The sequence below is a fragment of the Klebsiella sp. P1927 genome (assembly GCF_018204675.1).
Taxonomy (GTDB): domain Bacteria; phylum Pseudomonadota; class Gammaproteobacteria; order Enterobacterales; family Enterobacteriaceae; genus Klebsiella; species Klebsiella pneumoniae.
On record NZ_CP073377.1, the window covers coordinates 1,607,980 to 1,625,081 of the forward strand.

Consider the following 17,102-nt stretch of genomic DNA (forward strand, 5'->3'; position numbering starts at 1 on the left):
ATGTTGATGCAGCATATCGGTGTCGGCTATTTTGGGTATTACCGAGCAACTGCTTATGCGATGAAACACTCTCTTATGCCCGAGATTGCGAAGTTAAGAATGAAGGCTCTGAACTTCTGGGATAAGCACGGGATCCGTGCCGCAGCTGATGCTTTTGACGTATCAACGCGAACACTCTACTGGTGGCGCCGGTTACTGCGCACCGGTGGTCCAGAAGCACTAATTCCAAGAAGCAAAGCCCCTCTGGTTCGCCGTTCAAGGCACTGGCATCCTGATGTACTCAAGGAGATCAGGCGTCTGAGAACTGAGTTACCCAATCTCGGCAAAGAGCAGATTTTTGTCAGGCTGAAACCATGGTGTGAAGCGCGGCATTTTACCTGTCCCAGCACGTCAACCATTGGAAGAATCATTGCTGGTGCTCACGATAAAATGCGGATGATCCCCGTACGCCTCAGCGCCAGGGGCAAAGCCCGGTTGATAAAAAAACGCTCAGTGAAGCCCAGAAGACCAAAACAATACCGCCCGGTAAAAACAGGCGAACTCATAGGGATGGACGCGATTGAACTCAGGATGGGGGACCTACGCCGCTATATCATTACCATGATCGACGAGCACAGCGACTATGCGCTGGCCCTGGCGGTCCCTTCACTCAACAGCGATATTACCAGCCATTTCTTCAGCAAGGCCACAAAGCTCTTTCCTGTCGCTATCAGACAAGTTGTCACTGACAACGGTAAGGAGTTCCTCGGTAACTTTGATAAAACGCTACAGGAAGCCTCGATTAAACACATCTGGACCTATCCGTACACACCGAAAATGAATGCGACCTGTGAGCGATTTAACCGGACACTTAGAGAACAATTTATTGAATTCAATGAATTGTTGCTTTTTGAGGACCTGAATTTGTTTAATCAAAGAATGGCTGAATATCTGGTGCTGTATAACAGCAAAAGGCCACATAAATCACTCGAACTGATGACGCCAGTGGACTATATTTTACGTGAGAGTAAAAATTGCAATATGTGGTGGACCCATACAATCTCTTGTCATGCAAAATAATTGAGGATAATGTTTCAACGCATCGGATTTCCCGGTGTAACGAATTTTCAAGTGCTTCTTGCATTAGCAAGTTTGATCCCGACTCCTGCGAGTCGGGATTTTTTTCGCCTGCCGCTAACGGTTGGCTTCACTGGCGCTGAAATCGTGAATATCGAGTTCGAATGCCTCCGCCAGCTCACGCCAGGTATGTGACCCGCGGCCATCGATGCTGGCGCGCTGCGGGTCGTCCAGCGTGCGATGGACTTCGCTTTCGCTGATCTCATTTATCGCCGCCAGCAGGGCATCTACGTTGACGTCAAGGTCGTCCCCGGTCTGGCCTGTTAATTGGTGCTTCATCATTACCCCCTCGCTGAGCGTTGCTCAAGCCTCTCTAAGTATAGCCGGTCTAAAAAAGCGCCAGTCACGTGCCGCGACGCTGCGAGTTGCGTGGTTTTGTTCTACACTGGCTGAAAATATAGAGGAGATGATTATGCAGGTGAACGATCGTGTCACGGTGAAGACCGACGGTGGCCCACGTCGATCGGGGGTAGTGCTGGCGATTGAGTCGTTTAGTGAAGGAACGATGTATCTGGTTTCACTGGAAGACTATCCTCTGGGGATCTGGTTTTTTAATGAAATAGGCCACCCGGATGGGATTTTCGTGGAAAAAGAGGTCTCGTAAAACTGAACTGGCGGGAGCGCCGCCAGTTTGTTTCAGCGCATATTTACCTGAATACCGGAGGTGATGTTTTCGGTCAGCCGAACGATATGATAAATCACCTGCTTATTATGCGTTTGTATTTTCTTTTTAATATTGCCTTTATGCGACGATACCGTCTTCGCTTTGATGTTCATTTGCGTTGAGATTTGCGAAGTACCATGCCCGGCCATCCACATTTGCAGCATATTTGATTCTGTTTTACTCAGTGACAATGTCGGTAAAGTTAACTGCCCTACACTGGTGTTTTTGTATTTAAGATAATTAACCAGAATAACATCAAGGTCTTTTGGGGTTATCGATTTTGAACTGATTAGCAGATTCTTCCGTACCCGCAAATAGCGGTCAAAATGGATGTTCGCCAGCGACATAAAGATAACAAACAGCGTCGCCGGGTTTTGCGTAATGATCTGGCGAATAATGCCATTACTTTCATCATCATGCACGAAACAGTCTTCATTCAGAAACACCACCGCCGGGCAACACGACGTACAGTGTTTCTGCAGATCCGCAGCATTGTTGACCTCAACGATTTCCTGTTTTTTAATTCCCCGACTGGTCAGATATCCCGTCAATCCCAACCGGGTATAGCTGCACAAATCCATAATCATCGTTGACATGACCCATCCTCAATCAACACGTAACGATATACACTTCGCACTGGCTGTGCGAAGCAGTCCTTGCGGGCGATAATAATAGTAGGTTTAGAAAGAACCCATTAGCTCCATTAAACTATTCCGCATCTATGCATATAATTTGCCAGGAAAACTCTTAAAGTAAAGTCAAGAACCGGTAGTGTGACCGAATTAAAAACAAAAAGTGCCCATAGATGCTATGGTTACGCGCCCAGTATTATTTTACTTTCAGAATTTCCTTACTTCAAATGAAACCCACGTTAGCGGTTGCTAGCTTGCTCGCTTGTCCCTTTGCGGTGGGGGTGGAAGGCTTAACGCTTTAATGCCACAATACTTTTTTATCGGCTTGTGGGATGAATGATGAAAAAGTTATTTTTTGCTGGCATGGTGGTGGCGCTGGCCGGTTGCGTACAGGTTGATCGTTATGAGGACGTGGTTAAAGCGCCGGCGCCGGCTGGCCTTGCAGGTTTCTGGCAAACGAAAGGGCCGCAGAGCGCGATGATGAGTCCTGACGCCATTGCCAGCCTGATTGTCACCAAAGAAGGGGACACCTTCGACTGCCGCCAGTGGCAGCGCGTGATTGCGCAGCCGGGGAAACTGATGAATCGTGACAGTGAGATCTACAACGTGACCGCTTCCCTGGACATCTATCCTGTCGAGCGCGAGGGCAACACGATCTCCTACGATCGGATGACGTTGTCCCGTGTTGAACGTCTCACTCCGGAGTGCGAGAAGGCGTGGGCCAAAGCGCGAGCGACGGGGCCCGTCAGCGCGCCGGCCTCCACGCGCTGAGATTTTGGCGGGCCATAGCTGGCCCGCCCGGCGTCAGGGAACTACAGCACCTCCTCTAATACCCACACGCTCACGCTCCCCCCGTTACAAGTAAAGGTCGCGCAGCCTTCGCCATCGGTTTCGACAATCTCTTCCCGGTTACCGAGAAAATCCCGCCAGCGTTTGTAGCCATAGTTTTCGCCCAGCGTCAGCGTCTTTTCGCCCTCATCGCCATTGGACATGATCACCACGCAGCCTGGATCGTCGTCAGTACCGCTACGACTAAAGGCGATGCAGTTAGGATGATCGAACCAAAGGGTTTGCACGCCATGGGCAAAACGCTGACGGGCGTCGATCAGCTCGTGGAGTTGTTCGATAACGGGCATCTCAATGGCATAGGTCTCTCCGTCGCCGCCGGTATCCTCATAGGAAGCGCCGAAGAGATCGGCATAAAAGACCGAGGGCACGCCATTCTCCCGCAGCAGGATCAGCGCATAGGCGAGGGGCTTGAACCAGGGTTCAACCGGCGCCTCGAGGGCCTGCAGCGGCTGCGTATCATGATTGGTGACCAGAGTGACGGCATGGAAAGGGTCGGCTTCGACCAGCGTCCCGCTGAAAATCTGGCTCATGTCATAATCGCGGCCCTGGCGCGACGCTTCATGAAATTTCATCTGCAGTGGGGCATCAAACAGCATCGTTTTGCCCTCGACCAGGTCGATATACTGCTGGAGCTTCTCCACTTCATGGGACCAGTATTCCGCTACAATAAACAGCGGCTGCGGGGCCACCTCCTGAACATGCTCGATCCACGCTTTATAAAACCAGGCGGGGATATGCTTGACCGCGTCAAGACGAAAACCGTCGCAGCCGGTCTGCTCCATTACCCAGCGCGCCCAGTATTTGATCTCCTCGGTCACTGCATGATTGCGGAAATCGATATTGGCGCCCATCAGATAGTCAAAGTTGCCGAGCTCATCATCGACCTGTTCATTCCAGCCTTCGCCGGTGTAATCGTTGACGATTTTAAACACACCGTCTTCCGTCGGGTTCTCGATGTGGTCAATGCCGCTAAAACATTTGTAGTCCCAGACAAACTGCGAATACTGTCCGGCGCGCACCGGGAAGGTGTAGCGCGTCCATGCCTCGCACTCAATGATCTCCTCGTCAATTTGCGTACGATCCTGCTCATCGACGCGCTGAACGCGCAGAGCCTCTTTTTCATCAGCGCCCATTTTATGGTTGACCACCACATCCAGCAGCACGGCGATATTGTGCTCCTTCAGGGCGTTGATCGCCGCCAGCAACTGCGCTTTGTCGCCATATTTGGTGGCGACAGACCCTTTTTGATCAAACTCGCCGAGGTCAAAGAGATCGTAGGTATCATAGCCGACGGAGTAACCGCCCGAGGCGCCTTTGTAGGCGGGTGGCAACCAGACCATATTGATGCCGATTTCATTCAGGCTGGGCGCCAGCGCTTCGACCTCAGGCCACAGCTCGCCGCCGGTGGGGTAGTACCAGTGAAAACATTGCAATAAGGTGGGGTTTTTCATCTTCCATGCTCCAGACGTCAACAGGCTGACCTTAGCAGTATGGGAGATATCCAGCAAAAAGGGTGAGGAAAGCCCTGATTTTCGCTATACCCTAAAGCGGATCATATATAATAAATTTGCATAAGATGTAGCGTAACGATGTTGGTGTCAGGGCGTTAAGCGCCTTACACTACAGGAAAATCCTAACCTTCGGGGTATCTATGAAATTAGCACTTCTGGGTCGTCAGGCGATGATGGGCGCGATGGCCGTTGTTTTGATGGCTGGCGTCAGCGTGAAAACTTTTGCGGCGGAAAACCTGCTCAATCAGATTAAAGAGCGCGGCACCCTACGCGTGGGCCTCGAAGGCACCTACCCTCCCTTTAGTTTTCAGGGGGATGACGGCAAGCTGACCGGGTTTGAAGTGGAATTCGCTAACGAACTGGCGAAACATCTTGGCGTGAAGGCCGATCTCAAACCGACCAAGTGGGACGGTATGCTGGCCTCGTTGGACTCCAAGCGTATCGACGTGGTGATTAACCAGGTCACTATCTCTGACGAACGTAAGAAGAAATACGATTTCTCCACCCCATATACCGTCTCCGGCGTGCAGGCGCTGGTGAAGAAGGGTAACGAAGGCGTAATTAAAACCGCGGCGGATCTGAAAGGCAAGAAAGTGGGCGTCGGACTGGGCACTAACTATGAAGAGTGGCTGCGTCAGAATGTCCAGGGCGTGGACGTCCGTACCTATGATGACGATCCCACCAAATACCAGGATCTGCGTGTAGGCCGTATTGACGCCATTCTGGTAGACCGTCTGGCGGCGTTGGATCTGGTGAAGAAAACCAACAATACGCTGGCGGTAACCGGCGAAGCCTTCTCTCGTCAGGAAGCTGGCGTTGCGCTGCGTAAAGGCAACGACGACCTGCTGAAAGCGGTAGATGGCGCGATTGCAGACATGCAGAAAGATGGCAGCCTGAAGGCGCTGTCCGAGAAATGGTTTGGCGCTGACGTGACGAAATAACGGACAGCGGTGAAAAAAGGCGCTCCTGGAAGCGCCTTTTTTTATTTAGCGCGTAACTGTGTGCATAATGAAGCATAACTGAGTCAGGAGGGGCCATGTCACTGCAAAACTTAACCCGCTTTCCGCGCCTGGAATTGATCGGCGCGCCGACGCCGCTGGAGTATCTCCCGCGTCTGTCCGATCACCTTGGGCGCGAAATTTTTATTAAACGTGATGATACGACGCCGCTGGCGATGGGGGGCAACAAACTGCGTAAGCTGGAGTTTCTCGCCGCCGATGCGCTGCGCGAGGGCGCGGATACCTTAATCACCGCCGGCGCGATCCAGTCTAACCATGTGCGTCAGACGGCGGCAGTCGCTGCGAAACTGGGACTGCATTGCGTGGCGCTACTGGAAAATCCCATCGGCACCCGGGCGGAGAACTATCTGAGCAATGGCAACCGTCTGCTGCTGGATCTCTTTAACACCCAGGTTGAGATGTGTGATGCCCTGACCGATCCCGCCGCCCAGCTCGATGAGCTGGCGACCCGCATTGAGGCGCAGGGGTATCGTCCGTATGTTATTCCGGTCGGCGGCTCCAATGCCCTCGGCGCGTTAGGCTATGTGGAAAGCGCACTGGAAATCAGCCAGCAGTGCGAAGACGCGGTGGCGATCTCGTCAGTCGTGGTCGCCTCCGGCAGCGCCGGCACCCATGCCGGATTGGCGGTCGGCCTTGAACAGCTGATGCCGCAGGCGGAACTGATTGGGGTGACCGTGTCGCGCTCGGTCGCTGACCAGTTGCCGAAAGTGGAGGCGCTGCAGCGGGCCGTGGCCAACAGTCTCGAGCTACAGGCGAAGGCTGAAATTATACTGTGGGATGACTACTTTGCCCCAGGATACGGTACGCCAAACGAAGATGGGATGGCCGCAGTGAAGCTGCTGGCGCAGCTGGAAGGTATTTTGCTCGACCCGGTCTATACCGGCAAAGCGATGGCCGGGCTTATCGACGGCATCACGCAGAAGCGCTTTAAGGATGAAGGGCCGATACTGTTCGTCCACACCGGCGGAGCGCCGGCGCTGTTTGCCTATCATCCTCACCTCTAATACAGAAACGACAGCATGCAAGAAAGTATCCAACTGGTCATTGATTCCGCCCCTTTTCTGCTGAAAGGGGCCGTCTTTACGCTGCAGCTGAGCATTGGCGGGATGTTTTTCGGCCTGGTGCTGGGCTTTATCCTGGCGCTGATGCGCATGTCGCCAGTCTGGCCGGTAAAATGGCTGGCGCGCATGTATATCTCCATTTTCCGCGGCACGCCGCTTATCGCCCAGCTGTTTATGATCTACTACGGCTTGCCGCAGTTCGGCATTGAGCTTGACCCGATCCCGGCGGCGATGATCGGCCTGTCGTTGAATACTGCGGCCTATGCGGCGGAAACGCTGCGCGCGGCCATCGCCTCGATTGATAAAGGGCAATGGGAAGCGGCGGCCAGTATCGGTATGACGCCCTGGCAGACGATGCGTCGGGCCATTTTACCCCAGGCGGCGCGGGTCGCTTTGCCGCCGCTGTCGAACAGTTTTATCAGCCTGGTAAAAGATACCTCGCTGGCGGCAACGATCCAGGTGCCGGAGCTGTTTCGTCAGGCGCAGCTAATCACCTCGCGAACCCTGGAGGTCTTCACCATGTATCTGGCGGCCTCCCTGATCTACTGGGTAATGGCGACAGTGCTCTCCTCGCTGCAGAATTATTTTGAAAACCAGCTGAACCGCCAGGAGCGTGATCCGAAATGAGTGCGATAGAAGTGAAAAGCCTGGTAAAAAAATTCCATGGCCAGACGGTGCTCCATGGTATCGACCTGGAGGTACAGAAAGGGGAAGTGGTGGCGATCATCGGCCCCAGCGGCTCGGGCAAAACCACCCTGCTGCGTAGCATCAACCTGCTGGAGCAACCGGAGAGCGGCACTATCCGCGTCGGCGATGTGACGATCGACGCCGGTCGCAGCCTCGGGCCGCAGAAAGGGCTCATTCGCCAGCTGCGCCAGCACGTCGGCTTTGTCTTCCAGAACTTTAATCTGTTTCCCCACCGTACGGTGCTGGAGAACATTATTGAAGGGCCGGTCATCGTAAAAGGTGAAGATAAGCAGGAGTCCATGGCGCGGGCGCGCGAACTGCTGGCGAAGGTGGGGCTCAGCGGAAAAGAGAATAGCTATCCGCGCCGTCTCTCCGGCGGGCAGCAGCAGCGAGTGGCTATTGCCCGCGCGCTGGCTATGCGTCCGGACGTGATCCTGTTTGATGAACCCACCTCGGCTCTCGATCCTGAGTTGGTGGGGGAGGTGCTCAACACCATCCGTCAGCTGGCGCAGGAAAAACGCACCATGGTGATCGTGACCCATGAAATGAGTTTCGCCCGCGACGTTGCCGATCGGGCGATATTTATGGATCAGGGACGCATTGTCGAACAAGGCGAGGCAAAAGCGTTGTTCGCTTCGCCCCAGCAGCCGCGTACCCGTCAGTTCCTTGAAAAATTCCTGATGCAGTAAAGCATGGGCTGGCGCGGCGGCTCAGCTTCGCGGGAGCCGCCGCGTTTAGCCCACTCTCGCGGCGGGGTAACGCCCCCGCGACACGTCTTTGCGCTATTGACTCCCACGGCCGTATACACCGCTTCCCATCGCCCTTGGCAGGGTGTAGAACATGATGGGAGAAAAACGCTATGTTTCTGTGCGGCGAGCGGGAAAATGGCAAGCCTTCAGACTAATAAATGCGACAGCTACGATATTTTATACATATAAATAAGATTTATGTGTTAGTTTTCTGTATTTATAATAATGATTATCAATCAGGAGTTATTTGCACAGCTATGAGGGACAATGATTTTTTCAGCTGGCGGCGGGATATGCTGCACCAATTTCAGTCCATGGCCACCGGCGAGGAGGTTTATAATCTCCTGCAACGTGAAACCGAAGCGCTGGAATATGATTACTACACGCTTTGTGTGCGCCACCCGGTGCCTTTCACCCGCCCCCGCGTTACGTTCCAGTCGACTTACCCCCGCGCATGGATGTCGCACTATCAGGCAGAAAATTATTTCGCGATAGATCCTGTGTTACGGCCGGAGAATTTTATGCGTGGCCATCTGCCATGGAACGACAGCCTGTTTCGTGATGCGCCGGCACTGTGGGACGGGGCGCGTGACCATGGTCTGCAAAAGGGCGTGACGCAGTGCCTGACGTTGCCAAACCATGCTCAGGGATTTCTCTCTGTCTCCGCGAACAATCGTCTGCCGGGCGGTTACCCTGAAGATGAGCTTGAGCTGCGTCTGCGAACGCTGACTGAACTAAGCTTGCTGACGCTGCTGCGTCTGGAAGATGAGATGGTGATGCCGCCGGAGATGAAGTTCAGCCGCCGCGAACTGGAAATCCTCAAATGGACGGCGGAAGGAAAGACTTCGGCGGAGGTGGCGATGATTCTCTCGATTTCGGAAAATACGGTGAATTTCCATCAGAAGAATATGCAGCGGAAATTTAATGCGCCGAATAAAACGCAAATTGCCTGCTACGCCGTGGCGACTGGGCTAATCTGAATGCGCCTGCCGTTCTGCGTGTCAGACGTGATACCGGCTGTCAGTGATACTTTCAGCCGGCACAGGATTACTGCCGATAGGCTTGTTTAATCTGCTTAACGGTGCTGGAGAATACGGCGGCCTGAGCCTCATCTTCCATCTGTGCAATCTGCTTTTCCATTTTAATAATCACGCGCCCCGCATCCGCCTGGCCCATCGCCTGCAGCATCAGCGTAATCATCGCTTTCAGGCAGGAGACTTCCTGCGCCAGTTCCTGCTTATTTTCTGCAGTGGAAAAATCTGGTGTGCTCATCGATATCCTCGTTTACTCGCTGCGCTATTGCGCTCTAGTCAATGTGAAGGCCGCGCAGTATACCACAAGCGACAGAAAAAAAAGGTGTGCTTAATTTCTGTTCTCTCATCTGAGCTGTGAATGTTTTGATGCTTCGGATAATACGTAATAGCCGTCGGCAAGCCAATAATTTCCCCCATCTATTTAGCTCGTTAATAATTGTTACATATTTTGCTTCGTATTTATGCGCTACGTAATCTGTTGTGTTTTTTGTGCCTTCTGTATGAGTATTGTTAAAAAATAAGAGCCGGGCAACTGACTGTTCTCAATGACTTTCCACTTAGTGTGCACAGACATTGCCATAAATGAGAGCCAAATCGAGGCGAGGGCATTTTTTTGCCTTTTAAAATAGCAATAAAACCCGGTAATATGTGGGAGATAAAGTATCAGTAGCGTTATCCCTCATTCTGGAGATTATTCCTTTGATCAACGTTCTTCTTGTTGATGACCACGAACTGGTGCGCGCAGGGATACGACGCATTCTGGAAGATATAAAAGGGATTAAAGTCGCTGGCGAAGCCTGCTGCGGCGAGGACGCCGTCAAGTGGTGCCGGGCTAATTCCGCAGATGTCGTCCTGATGGACATGAACATGCCTGGGATCGGTGGTCTTGAAGCGACGCGCAAAATCGCGCGCTCCGTGGCGGGCACCAAAGTGATCATGTTGACCGTGCATACCGAGAATCCTTTACCTGCCAAGGTCATGCAGGCGGGCGCGGCAGGCTATCTCAGTAAAGGCGCCGCGCCGCAGGAAGTGGTGAATGCCATCCGCTGCGTCGCGTCCGGGCAGCGCTATATTGCCTCCGATATTGCCCAGCAAATGGCGTTAAGTCAGATTGAACCCGAAAAGACAGAATCGCCGTTTGCCAGTTTGTCTGAACGCGAATTGCAGATTATGCTGATGATCACCAAAGGTCAGAAGGTGAATGAGATCTCAGAGCAGCTAAATCTGAGTCCTAAAACGGTTAACAGCTACCGCTATCGGATGTTCAGTAAATTAAACATTCATGGCGATGTCGAGCTGACCCACCTGGCAATTCGCCATGGCCTGTGTAATGCGGAGTCGTTAGCAAGCCAGTGAGTGATGTTTTTGACGCAAAAGCTTTCCTGAAAACGGTGACCAGCCAGCCCGGTGTGTATCGGATGTATGATGCTGGCGGAACCGTCATCTATGTTGGCAAAGCCAAAGATCTGAAAAAGCGGCTCAGTAGCTACTTCCGCAGCAACCTTGCGTCGCGTAAAACGGAAGCGCTGGTAGCGCTGATCGCGCAAATCGACGTGACCGTCACCCACACCGAGACGGAAGCGCTGCTGCTTGAGCACAACTATATTAAGCTGTACCAGCCACGTTACAACGTGCTGTTACGCGACGATAAATCGTATCCTTTTATTTTTCTCAGCGGCGATACTCATCCGCGTCTGGCGATGCATCGCGGCGCCAAACATGCGAAGGGCGAATATTTTGGTCCTTTTCCCAACGGCTATGCCGTGCGCGAGACCCTGGCGCTGCTGCAGAAAATCTTTCCCATCCGTCAGTGTGAAAACAGCGTCTACCGCAATCGCTCCCGCCCCTGTCTGCAGTATCAGATTGGTCGCTGCCTGGGGCCGTGCGTGGCCGGGCTGGTCAGCGAAGAAGAGTATGCTCAGCAGGTAGAGTATGTGCGGCTGTTTCTCGCCGGCAAGGATGACCAGGTGCTGACCCAGCTCATCGCGCGGATGGAGAAGGCGAGCCAGAACCTGGAGTTCGAAGAGGCCGCGCGCATCCGCGACCAGATTCAGGCCGTCCGCCGCGTGACGGAGAAACAGTTTGTCTCCAACACCGGTGACGACCTCGACGTGATCGGCGTCGCCTTCGATGCCGGCATGGCCTGCGTGCATGTGCTGTTTATCCGTCAGGGCAAAGTGCTGGGCAGCCGAAGCTACTTCCCGAAAGTGCCGGGCGGCACCGAGCTGGGAGAGGTCGTGGAGACCTTTGTCGGCCAGTTCTACCTGCAGGGCAGCCAAATGCGCACGCTGCCGGGGGAGATTTTGCTCGACTTTAACCTTGGGGATAAGACGCTGCTGGCCGACTCGCTGTCGGAGCTGGCGGGTCGTCGAATCAATGTGCAGACTAAGCCGCGCGGCGACAGAGCGCGTTATCTTAAGCTGGCGCGGACCAACGCCGCGACAGCGTTAACGACCAAATTGTCTCAGCAATCGACCATTCATCAGCGTTTGCAGGCGCTGGCCGGCGTACTGGAGCTGCCGGCCGTCAAGCGAATGGAGTGTTTTGACATCAGCCACACCATGGGCGAACAGACCGTAGCATCCTGTGTGGTGTTTGACAGCAATGGCCCACTGCGCGCGGAGTATCGGCGCTACAACATCACCGGCATTACCCCTGGCGATGACTATGCGGCGATGAATCAGGTCCTGCGCCGTCGCTATGGTAAAGCGATTGATGACAACAAGATCCCGGATGTGATCCTGATAGACGGCGGCAAGGGACAGCTGGCCCAGGCGAAAGCCGTGTTTGCTGAACTGGACGTCCCCTGGGATAAACATCATCCGCTGCTGCTGGGCGTGGCGAAAGGTAGCGATCGAAAAGCGGGTCTGGAAACGTTATTCTTTGAGCCGGAAGGGGAAGGGTTTAGCCTGCCGCCGGATTCGCCGGCCCTGCATGTGATCCAGCATATTCGCGATGAATCGCACGATCATGCGATCTCCGGGCATCGCAAAAAACGGGCGAAAGTGAAGAGCACCAGCTCGCTTGAGACTATCGAGGGGGTGGGGCCGAAGCGTCGTCAGATGCTGCTGAAGTATATGGGTGGGCTGCAGGGGCTACAGCAGGCCAGCGTCGAAGAAATTGCTAAAGTACCGGGCATCTCTCACGCTCTGGCAGAAAAGATCTTCTACTCGTTGAAACATTAGGGGCTCTGTAGCAACATAGGGCTAATTTTTACTTACAACAGATAGTTACCCGTCACTATGCAATTTAATATCCCTACGTTGCTTACTCTGTTTCGCGTCATCCTGATCCCGTTTTTTGTGCTGGCGTTTTATCTGCCCTTTAGCTGGGCGCCGTTTGCCTGCGCGCTGATCTTCTTTGTTGCCGCGGTAACCGACTGGTTTGATGGTTTCCTCGCTCGTCGCTGGAATCAGAGCACCCGTTTTGGCGCCTTCCTCGACCCGGTTGCCGATAAAGTCATGGTGGCTATCGCCATGGTGCTGGTTGCCGAACACTATCACACCTGGTGGGTCACGCTACCGGCGGCGACCATGATTGCCCGTGAGATCATTATCTCCGCGCTGCGTGAGTGGATGGCGGAGCTGGGGAAACGCAGCAGCGTGGCGGTCTCGTGGATTGGCAAAGTGAAAACGACCGCCCAGATGACCGCCCTGGTATGGATGCTGTGGCGTCCTTATCCGTGGGTGGAGTGGGCCGGGATCGCGCTTTTCCTCGTGGCGGCGGTGCTGACGCTGTGGTCGATGCTGCAGTATTTGAACGCGGCGCGCGGCGATTTGCTTGATCAGTGATCGTTTCGCCGTTATTTTCAGCAAACGATACAAAGTTGCGAAAAATACCGTTGACTCACCGCGAGAGATAAGTAGAATGCAACGCATCGAACGGCGGCACAGTCTTCCAGACGATAACAAAATCAAGTGATTAGCAAATAACTTGATGATGCGGGAATAGCTCAGTTGGTAGAGCACGACCTTGCCAAGGTCGGGGTCGCGAGTTCGAGTCTCGTTTCCCGCTCCAGATTAACAGCATCGGCAGTTGCGGGTGCTTCAGTATTAAAGGCGCGTTAGCAAAGCGGTTATGTAGCGGATTGCAAATCCGTCTAGTCCGGTTCGACTCCGGAACGCGCCTCCACTTTATATCCCGAGCCCGGATGGTGGAATCGGTAGACACAAGGGATTTAAAATCCCTCGGCGTTCGCGCTGTGCGGGTTCAAGTCCCGCTCCGGGTACCATTGGGAAATACAGAATAATCAAAGCAATAAGCAGTGTCGTGAAACCACCTACGGGTGGTTTTTTTGTTTCTGTACTTTCGCTTTCTGATACCTTTCCCGCCAGCCTGACGCCACGGCGTTTTTCGGTTAACTCTTGCCTTAAAGTCAATTTCTCATTTGTCCCAGGACAAAACGATCGCGCCTTGCTACTATCAAACGGACTCTCAGCCCAGCCTACCGGAGGCAGCATGTTCAGTGGACTTTGCGCATTTCCTTTGACACCTTTGCATCAGCAAGATTTTGATGAAAAAGCGTTTATTCGTATTCTCGCCCGTCTTACCGATGCCGGAGTCGACTCTCTGGGCATCTTAGGTTCAACCGGTAGCTACGCTTATCTCAGCCGTGAGCAGCGCAGACGAGTGGTGCAGGTGGCGAAGGCGCATGCGGGGTCGATCCCGATGATGGTCGGCGTCGGCGCCATTGCGACTAACGAGGTGCTACGCCTGGTGGAGGATGCTCAGGAGGCAGGGGCGGATGCGTTATTACTGCCGATGATGTCCTATCAGCCGCTTTCCGCGGAGGAGATCTTTGCCTTTTACGAAGAAGTCTGTCGGCATGTCTCGGTGCCGGTTTGCCTGTATGACAATCCCCGCACTACCCACGTAATGCTGGCGGATGAGCTGCAGGGGCGCATCGCCGCCTTGCCGGCCATTGCCTCGATTAAAATTCCCGGCCTGCCCGCGCCACAGGCGAGCGAACGTGTAGCGGCCCTGCGTCAGCATCTTCCCTCTCGCGTTACGCTTGGCGTCAGCGGCGATGCGTGGGCCACTGCCGGGTTGCAGGCCGGCTGCGAAGCCTGGTATTCGGTCTGCGGCGGACTCTTTCCCCGCTGCTCACTGGCGCTGGTAAGAGCGATACGTAGCGGCGATGTGGCGCAGACTGCGGCACTGAATGAGCAGCTGGCCCCCCTATGGCGATGCTTTGATCGCTATGGTGGTAGCCTGCGAGTGATAGCCAGCGCCGCAGCGATGCTCGGACTCTGCGATCCAGACTCGCTTCCCCGTCCTTTGCTTTCGTTAGGGGAGGAGGCCTGTCGTGAGGTGGCGTCGGCGCTGCGCGGCCTGGCCTGATCGCGTATCGTTGACACCGGCGCAATAGGTATCGCCGGGTGGCTTTCTGTCGGCAATTCGGCTACTGTAGGCCCGATTTTTACCATGCGAGCCTGTGAATGAATACCGGACCTTTGAACGAAAACGAACTGGAATGGCTGGATGACACTCTGGCGAAATACGCCGCCGAAGGCGCCATTCTGGATGTCTCTGAACTGGATGGCCTGCTGACGGCGATCCTCTCTGCGCCGACCGACATCGAACCCGCTCAGTGGCTGCTGGCGATTTGGGGCGGGGCGGATAATGTCCCGCGCTGGGCCAACGATCGCGAGCGCGATCGCTTTGTCAATCTGACGCTGCAGCATATGAGCGATATCGCCGAACGGCTGGAGTCTTATCCCGATCAGTTCGAACCGCTGTTCGGCACCCGCGAAGCGGAAGGTCAGGAGCTGACCATAGTCGAGGAGTGGTGCTTTGGCTATCTGCGCGGCGTGGCGCTGAGCGACTGGTCGACGTTGCCCGCTGAACTCCAGCCGGAGCTGGACGCTATCGCGCTCCACGGCAGCGAAGAACAGTTTAGCGCGCTGGATAATCTGACGGCGGATGAATTTATCGCCAGCATCGAGCGTATCACGCCGGCGGCGCTGGCGCTTTACCAGTACTGGATAGCGAATCCGCAGCCGGTGGAGGCCCCGCAGCCAATAAGAAATGAAGCGAAAGTCGGACGCAACGATCCCTGCCCATGCGGCAGCGGTAAAAAGTATAAGCAGTGTTGCTTAGCGAAATGAACAAGGGGCCAGCAGGCCCCTTTTTTATCCCACCGCGGGCAACAACCCGGCAGCGATGCTGAACTGAATAGCCACGATGCCGATCCCGCACAGCAGAACCAGCCATAGCGTCGGTGCGCCGCCGGCGACCCGCCAGGTAGCCTGCGGATGCTCTCGGCGACTCTTCATGACCAGCAGAGCCGGCATTATCAGCGCCAGCACGGCTAATGCCACCCCGGCGTAGCCGAGGGCCATGACGAAACCGCGGGGATAGAACAGGGCGAACGCCAGCGGCGGCAGGAAGGTGATTATCCCGCTCTGCAGACGCCCGCCGACGCTGTTTTTACGCTGAAACATATCCGCCAGATAATCAAACAGGCCGAGCGAGACGCCGAGGAATGACGTCGCCAGCGCAAGGTCGGCAAACAGGTGAACGGCCAGCTCCACATGCGGTGACGCCACCACTTCGCGGATCGCCTCCAGCAGGCCGTTCAGACCAGCGTTATTTGCCAGCATGGCGGTAAAGGCCGGGGCGTCGATACTGCCCAGCGTCGCCAGCTGCCAGAAAATATAGGCCACCAGAGGAATAAAGCTGCCGATGATAAATACCCGGCGCAATTTGCGAATATCCCCCCCCAGATAGCTGACGATGCTCGGGACGCTGCCGTGAAAACCAAAGGAGGTGAAAATCACCGGAATGGCCGAGAGGGCCAGGCCTTGCTCAACCGGCAGCGTCAGCAGGTTCACCTGATGAATGTGCGGCATCAGCAGGGCCAGCATAATCACCAGGAAGACGATTTTGGCGCTAAACAGGAAGCGATTGAACAGATCCACCAGCGCGGTGCCAATGCACACTACCGCCCCGCCGAGGAGGGTGAAGATCAGTACGCCTGCGGCCGGCGGTAGCTGCCAGTCCAGCCACTGGTTGAGGCTGGAAGCGAGTAATTCACCGGCGCCACTGATATAGGCTGCCGTGAGGGCGTACAGCAGAAACAGCATACAGAATCCGGTAACCCACTGCCCATAACGGCCCAGATAGCGCGCCGCCAGAGAACCGAGCCCCATATCGGCAGGGACATGCTGGTAGACTTCCAGCAGCAAAAGGGCGGTATAGCACATCAATGCCCACAGGGTGAAAAGTAAACCCAACGTGACGGTAAAGCCGACGCCTGCGGCGGCCAATGGCATTGCCAACATTCCTGCACCGATGGTGGTGCCAGCTACGATTAAAATACTGCCCAGAGTGCGGTTTTTCACGCTTTTCGCTATCCCTACAGCAAATAACAATAAATTATGCCGCGCAGATTAGGGGATATTACGGCTTTCGTCAAATCGGGATTACAAGTTGTGTAATGAAATGTTTACATAATAAGAGGGCGAAAGCCTGCGCTGGCGCAAGGCGCGGGTTGACGGTCTGGCCTAAGCTGGCGGTTTTTGCAGGAGGGGTTATGTCTTCTATTCATGGTCATGAAGTTTTACAGATGATGCTCGCCTCGGGTGAGTCCTGGACGGTCGCCTCGCTGGAGGCCGCCATTCGCCGCCGCTTTGGCGAAGAGGCGCGGTTTCACACCTGTTCAGCAGAGAATCTAAGCGCCGCACAGTTGGTGGCGTTTTTAGAGAAAAAAGGCAAATTTATTGCCAGAGAGGAAGGTTTTACTACCGCAGAAAATAAGATCTGCCGACATTAAGAGGGC

Annotated in this window: 19 protein-coding genes and 3 tRNA genes; 17 read left to right on the top strand and 5 right to left on the bottom strand. The window is 54.6% G+C overall.

All coding sequences use genetic code 11. The features are described from left to right. Positions 1-1,059: an IS481-like element ISKpn28 family transposase gene (locus KB892_RS07940; protein ID WP_143922954.1), complete on the top strand. Its 1,059-nt coding sequence runs from the start codon at positions 1-3 to the stop codon at positions 1,057-1,059. Positions 1,060-1,173: 114 nt separating this feature from the next. Here KB892_RS07940 and KB892_RS07945 read toward each other — a convergent pair whose 3' ends face one another. Then, a complete protein-coding gene (locus KB892_RS07945; RefSeq protein WP_002911589.1) occupies positions 1,174-1,395 on the bottom strand; it encodes a YodD family protein in 222 nt (73 codons plus the stop codon). Positions 1,396-1,528: 133 nt separating this feature from the next. On the opposite strand from KB892_RS07945, the gene dsrB reads away from it, so the two are divergent. Then, positions 1,529-1,720, top strand: coding sequence for a protein DsrB (gene dsrB, locus KB892_RS07950; protein WP_002911586.1), 192 nt, complete (start codon positions 1,529-1,531; stop codon positions 1,718-1,720). Positions 1,721-1,752: 32 nt separating this feature from the next. Here dsrB and rcsA read toward each other — a convergent pair whose 3' ends face one another. Beyond that, complete coding sequence (rcsA, locus tag KB892_RS07955; protein WP_004180447.1) at positions 1,753-2,376, bottom strand: transcriptional regulator RcsA; 624 nt, start codon at positions 2,374-2,376, stop codon at positions 1,753-1,755. A gap of 372 nt (positions 2,377-2,748) precedes the next feature. Here rcsA and yedD point away from each other — a divergent pair, with 372 nt between their 5' ends. Beyond that, positions 2,749-3,183: a lipoprotein YedD gene (gene yedD, locus KB892_RS07960; RefSeq protein WP_004189223.1), complete on the top strand. Its 435-nt coding sequence runs from the start codon at positions 2,749-2,751 to the stop codon at positions 3,181-3,183. 41 nt (positions 3,184-3,224) lie between these two features. Here yedD and amyA read toward each other — a convergent pair whose 3' ends face one another. Next, positions 3,225-4,712 (bottom strand): alpha-amylase, encoded by a 1,488-nt coding sequence (amyA, locus tag KB892_RS07965; protein WP_004899206.1) that lies wholly within the window; start codon positions 4,710-4,712, stop codon positions 3,225-3,227. 200 nt (positions 4,713-4,912) lie between these two features. Here amyA and tcyJ point away from each other — a divergent pair, with 200 nt between their 5' ends. From tcyJ to sdiA, 5 genes are all read left to right on the top strand, one after another. Continuing rightward, a complete protein-coding gene (gene tcyJ, locus KB892_RS07970) occupies positions 4,913-5,713 on the top strand; it encodes a cystine ABC transporter substrate-binding protein (RefSeq protein WP_004141135.1) in 801 nt (266 codons plus the stop codon). A gap of 95 nt (positions 5,714-5,808) precedes the next feature. Continuing rightward, on the top strand, positions 5,809-6,795 hold the full coding sequence (gene dcyD, locus KB892_RS07975; protein ID WP_021313403.1) for a D-cysteine desulfhydrase: 987 nt from the start codon (positions 5,809-5,811) through the stop codon (positions 6,793-6,795). A gap of 15 nt (positions 6,796-6,810) precedes the next feature. Next, complete coding sequence (gene tcyL / locus KB892_RS07980) at positions 6,811-7,479, top strand: cystine ABC transporter permease (protein ID WP_002911547.1); 669 nt, start codon at positions 6,811-6,813, stop codon at positions 7,477-7,479. Then, a complete protein-coding gene (gene tcyN / locus KB892_RS07985) occupies positions 7,476-8,228 on the top strand; it encodes an L-cystine ABC transporter ATP-binding protein TcyN (protein ID WP_004151455.1) in 753 nt (250 codons plus the stop codon). Before tcyL ends, tcyN begins: the two co-directional genes overlap by 4 nt. Positions 8,229-8,545: 317 nt before the next feature. Beyond that, positions 8,546-9,268 carry a transcriptional regulator SdiA gene (gene sdiA / locus KB892_RS07990; protein ID WP_002911542.1) on the top strand — a complete coding sequence of 241 codons (723 nt, stop codon included), beginning with the start codon at positions 8,546-8,548 and terminating at the stop codon, positions 9,266-9,268. Positions 9,269-9,335: 67 nt separating this feature from the next. Here sdiA and KB892_RS07995 read toward each other — a convergent pair whose 3' ends face one another. After that, a complete protein-coding gene (locus KB892_RS07995; protein WP_019705174.1) occupies positions 9,336-9,560 on the bottom strand; it encodes a DUF2594 family protein in 225 nt (74 codons plus the stop codon). A gap of 461 nt (positions 9,561-10,021) precedes the next feature. Between KB892_RS07995 and uvrY the strand changes: the two genes are divergently transcribed. The 8 genes from uvrY to KB892_RS08035 all read left to right on the top strand — a co-directional run bounded on the left by uvrY (position 10,022) and on the right by KB892_RS08035 (position 15,429). Further along, a complete protein-coding gene (uvrY, locus tag KB892_RS08000) occupies positions 10,022-10,678 on the top strand; it encodes a UvrY/SirA/GacA family response regulator transcription factor (protein ID WP_002911539.1) in 657 nt (218 codons plus the stop codon). Further along, the gene (gene uvrC, locus KB892_RS08005; protein ID WP_004214380.1) at positions 10,675-12,507 is read left to right on the top strand and encodes an excinuclease ABC subunit UvrC; all 1,833 of its coding nucleotides are present in this window, start codon (positions 10,675-10,677) and stop codon (positions 12,505-12,507) included. Before uvrY ends, uvrC begins: the two co-directional genes overlap by 4 nt. 57 nt (positions 12,508-12,564) lie before the next feature. After that, on the top strand, positions 12,565-13,113 hold the full coding sequence (gene pgsA / locus KB892_RS08010; RefSeq protein WP_004141115.1) for a CDP-diacylglycerol--glycerol-3-phosphate 3-phosphatidyltransferase: 549 nt from the start codon (positions 12,565-12,567) through the stop codon (positions 13,111-13,113). 150 nt (positions 13,114-13,263) lie between these two features. Further along, a tRNA-Gly gene (locus KB892_RS08015) sits at positions 13,264-13,339 on the top strand. Between the two features lie 40 nt (positions 13,340-13,379). Beyond that, positions 13,380-13,453 (top strand) — tRNA-Cys (locus KB892_RS08020). A gap of 13 nt (positions 13,454-13,466) precedes the next feature. After that, positions 13,467-13,553 (top strand) — tRNA-Leu (locus KB892_RS08025). A 227-nt stretch (positions 13,554-13,780) separates the two neighbouring features. Then, positions 13,781-14,662, top strand: a complete 882-nt coding sequence (locus tag KB892_RS08030; protein ID WP_004180444.1) for a dihydrodipicolinate synthase family protein — start codon at positions 13,781-13,783, stop codon at positions 14,660-14,662. Between the two features lie 98 nt (positions 14,663-14,760). Beyond that, positions 14,761-15,429 carry a YecA/YgfB family protein gene (locus KB892_RS08035; RefSeq protein WP_004141106.1) on the top strand — a complete coding sequence of 223 codons (669 nt, stop codon included), beginning with the start codon at positions 14,761-14,763 and terminating at the stop codon, positions 15,427-15,429. Between the two features lie 24 nt (positions 15,430-15,453). Here the strand turns inward: KB892_RS08035 and tyrP are convergent, their stop codons facing one another. Beyond that, positions 15,454-16,665, bottom strand: a complete 1,212-nt coding sequence (gene tyrP / locus KB892_RS08040; protein ID WP_004891013.1) for a tyrosine transporter TyrP — start codon at positions 16,663-16,665, stop codon at positions 15,454-15,456. A gap of 191 nt (positions 16,666-16,856) precedes the next feature. Between tyrP and KB892_RS08045 the strand changes: the two genes are divergently transcribed. Next, positions 16,857-17,096 (top strand): YecH family metal-binding protein, encoded by a 240-nt coding sequence (locus KB892_RS08045; RefSeq protein WP_004175410.1) that lies wholly within the window; start codon positions 16,857-16,859, stop codon positions 17,094-17,096. The last annotated feature ends 6 nt before the right edge of the window (positions 17,097-17,102 follow it).

Coding starts and splice junctions, on each gene's coding strand:
- KB892_RS07940 (WP_143922954.1), top strand. CDS start 1: ATGTTGATGCAGCATATCGGTGTCGGCTATTTTGGGTATTACCGAGCA.
- KB892_RS07945 (WP_002911589.1), bottom strand. CDS start 1,395: ATGAAGCACCAATTAACAGGCCAGACCGGGGACGACCTTGACGTCAAC.
- dsrB (WP_002911586.1), top strand. CDS start 1,529: ATGCAGGTGAACGATCGTGTCACGGTGAAGACCGACGGTGGCCCACGT.
- rcsA (WP_004180447.1), bottom strand. CDS start 2,376: ATGTCAACGATGATTATGGATTTGTGCAGCTATACCCGGTTGGGATTG.
- yedD (WP_004189223.1), top strand. CDS start 2,749: ATGATGAAAAAGTTATTTTTTGCTGGCATGGTGGTGGCGCTGGCCGGT.
- amyA (WP_004899206.1), bottom strand. CDS start 4,712: ATGAAAAACCCCACCTTATTGCAATGTTTTCACTGGTACTACCCCACC.
- tcyJ (WP_004141135.1), top strand. CDS start 4,913: ATGAAATTAGCACTTCTGGGTCGTCAGGCGATGATGGGCGCGATGGCC.
- dcyD (WP_021313403.1), top strand. CDS start 5,809: ATGTCACTGCAAAACTTAACCCGCTTTCCGCGCCTGGAATTGATCGGC.
- tcyL (WP_002911547.1), top strand. CDS start 6,811: ATGCAAGAAAGTATCCAACTGGTCATTGATTCCGCCCCTTTTCTGCTG.
- tcyN (WP_004151455.1), top strand. CDS start 7,476: ATGAGTGCGATAGAAGTGAAAAGCCTGGTAAAAAAATTCCATGGCCAG.
- sdiA (WP_002911542.1), top strand. CDS start 8,546: ATGAGGGACAATGATTTTTTCAGCTGGCGGCGGGATATGCTGCACCAA.
- KB892_RS07995 (WP_019705174.1), bottom strand. CDS start 9,560: ATGAGCACACCAGATTTTTCCACTGCAGAAAATAAGCAGGAACTGGCG.
- pgsA (WP_004141115.1), top strand. CDS start 12,565: ATGCAATTTAATATCCCTACGTTGCTTACTCTGTTTCGCGTCATCCTG.
- KB892_RS08030 (WP_004180444.1), top strand. CDS start 13,781: ATGTTCAGTGGACTTTGCGCATTTCCTTTGACACCTTTGCATCAGCAA.
- KB892_RS08035 (WP_004141106.1), top strand. CDS start 14,761: ATGAATACCGGACCTTTGAACGAAAACGAACTGGAATGGCTGGATGAC.
- KB892_RS08045 (WP_004175410.1), top strand. CDS start 16,857: ATGTCTTCTATTCATGGTCATGAAGTTTTACAGATGATGCTCGCCTCG.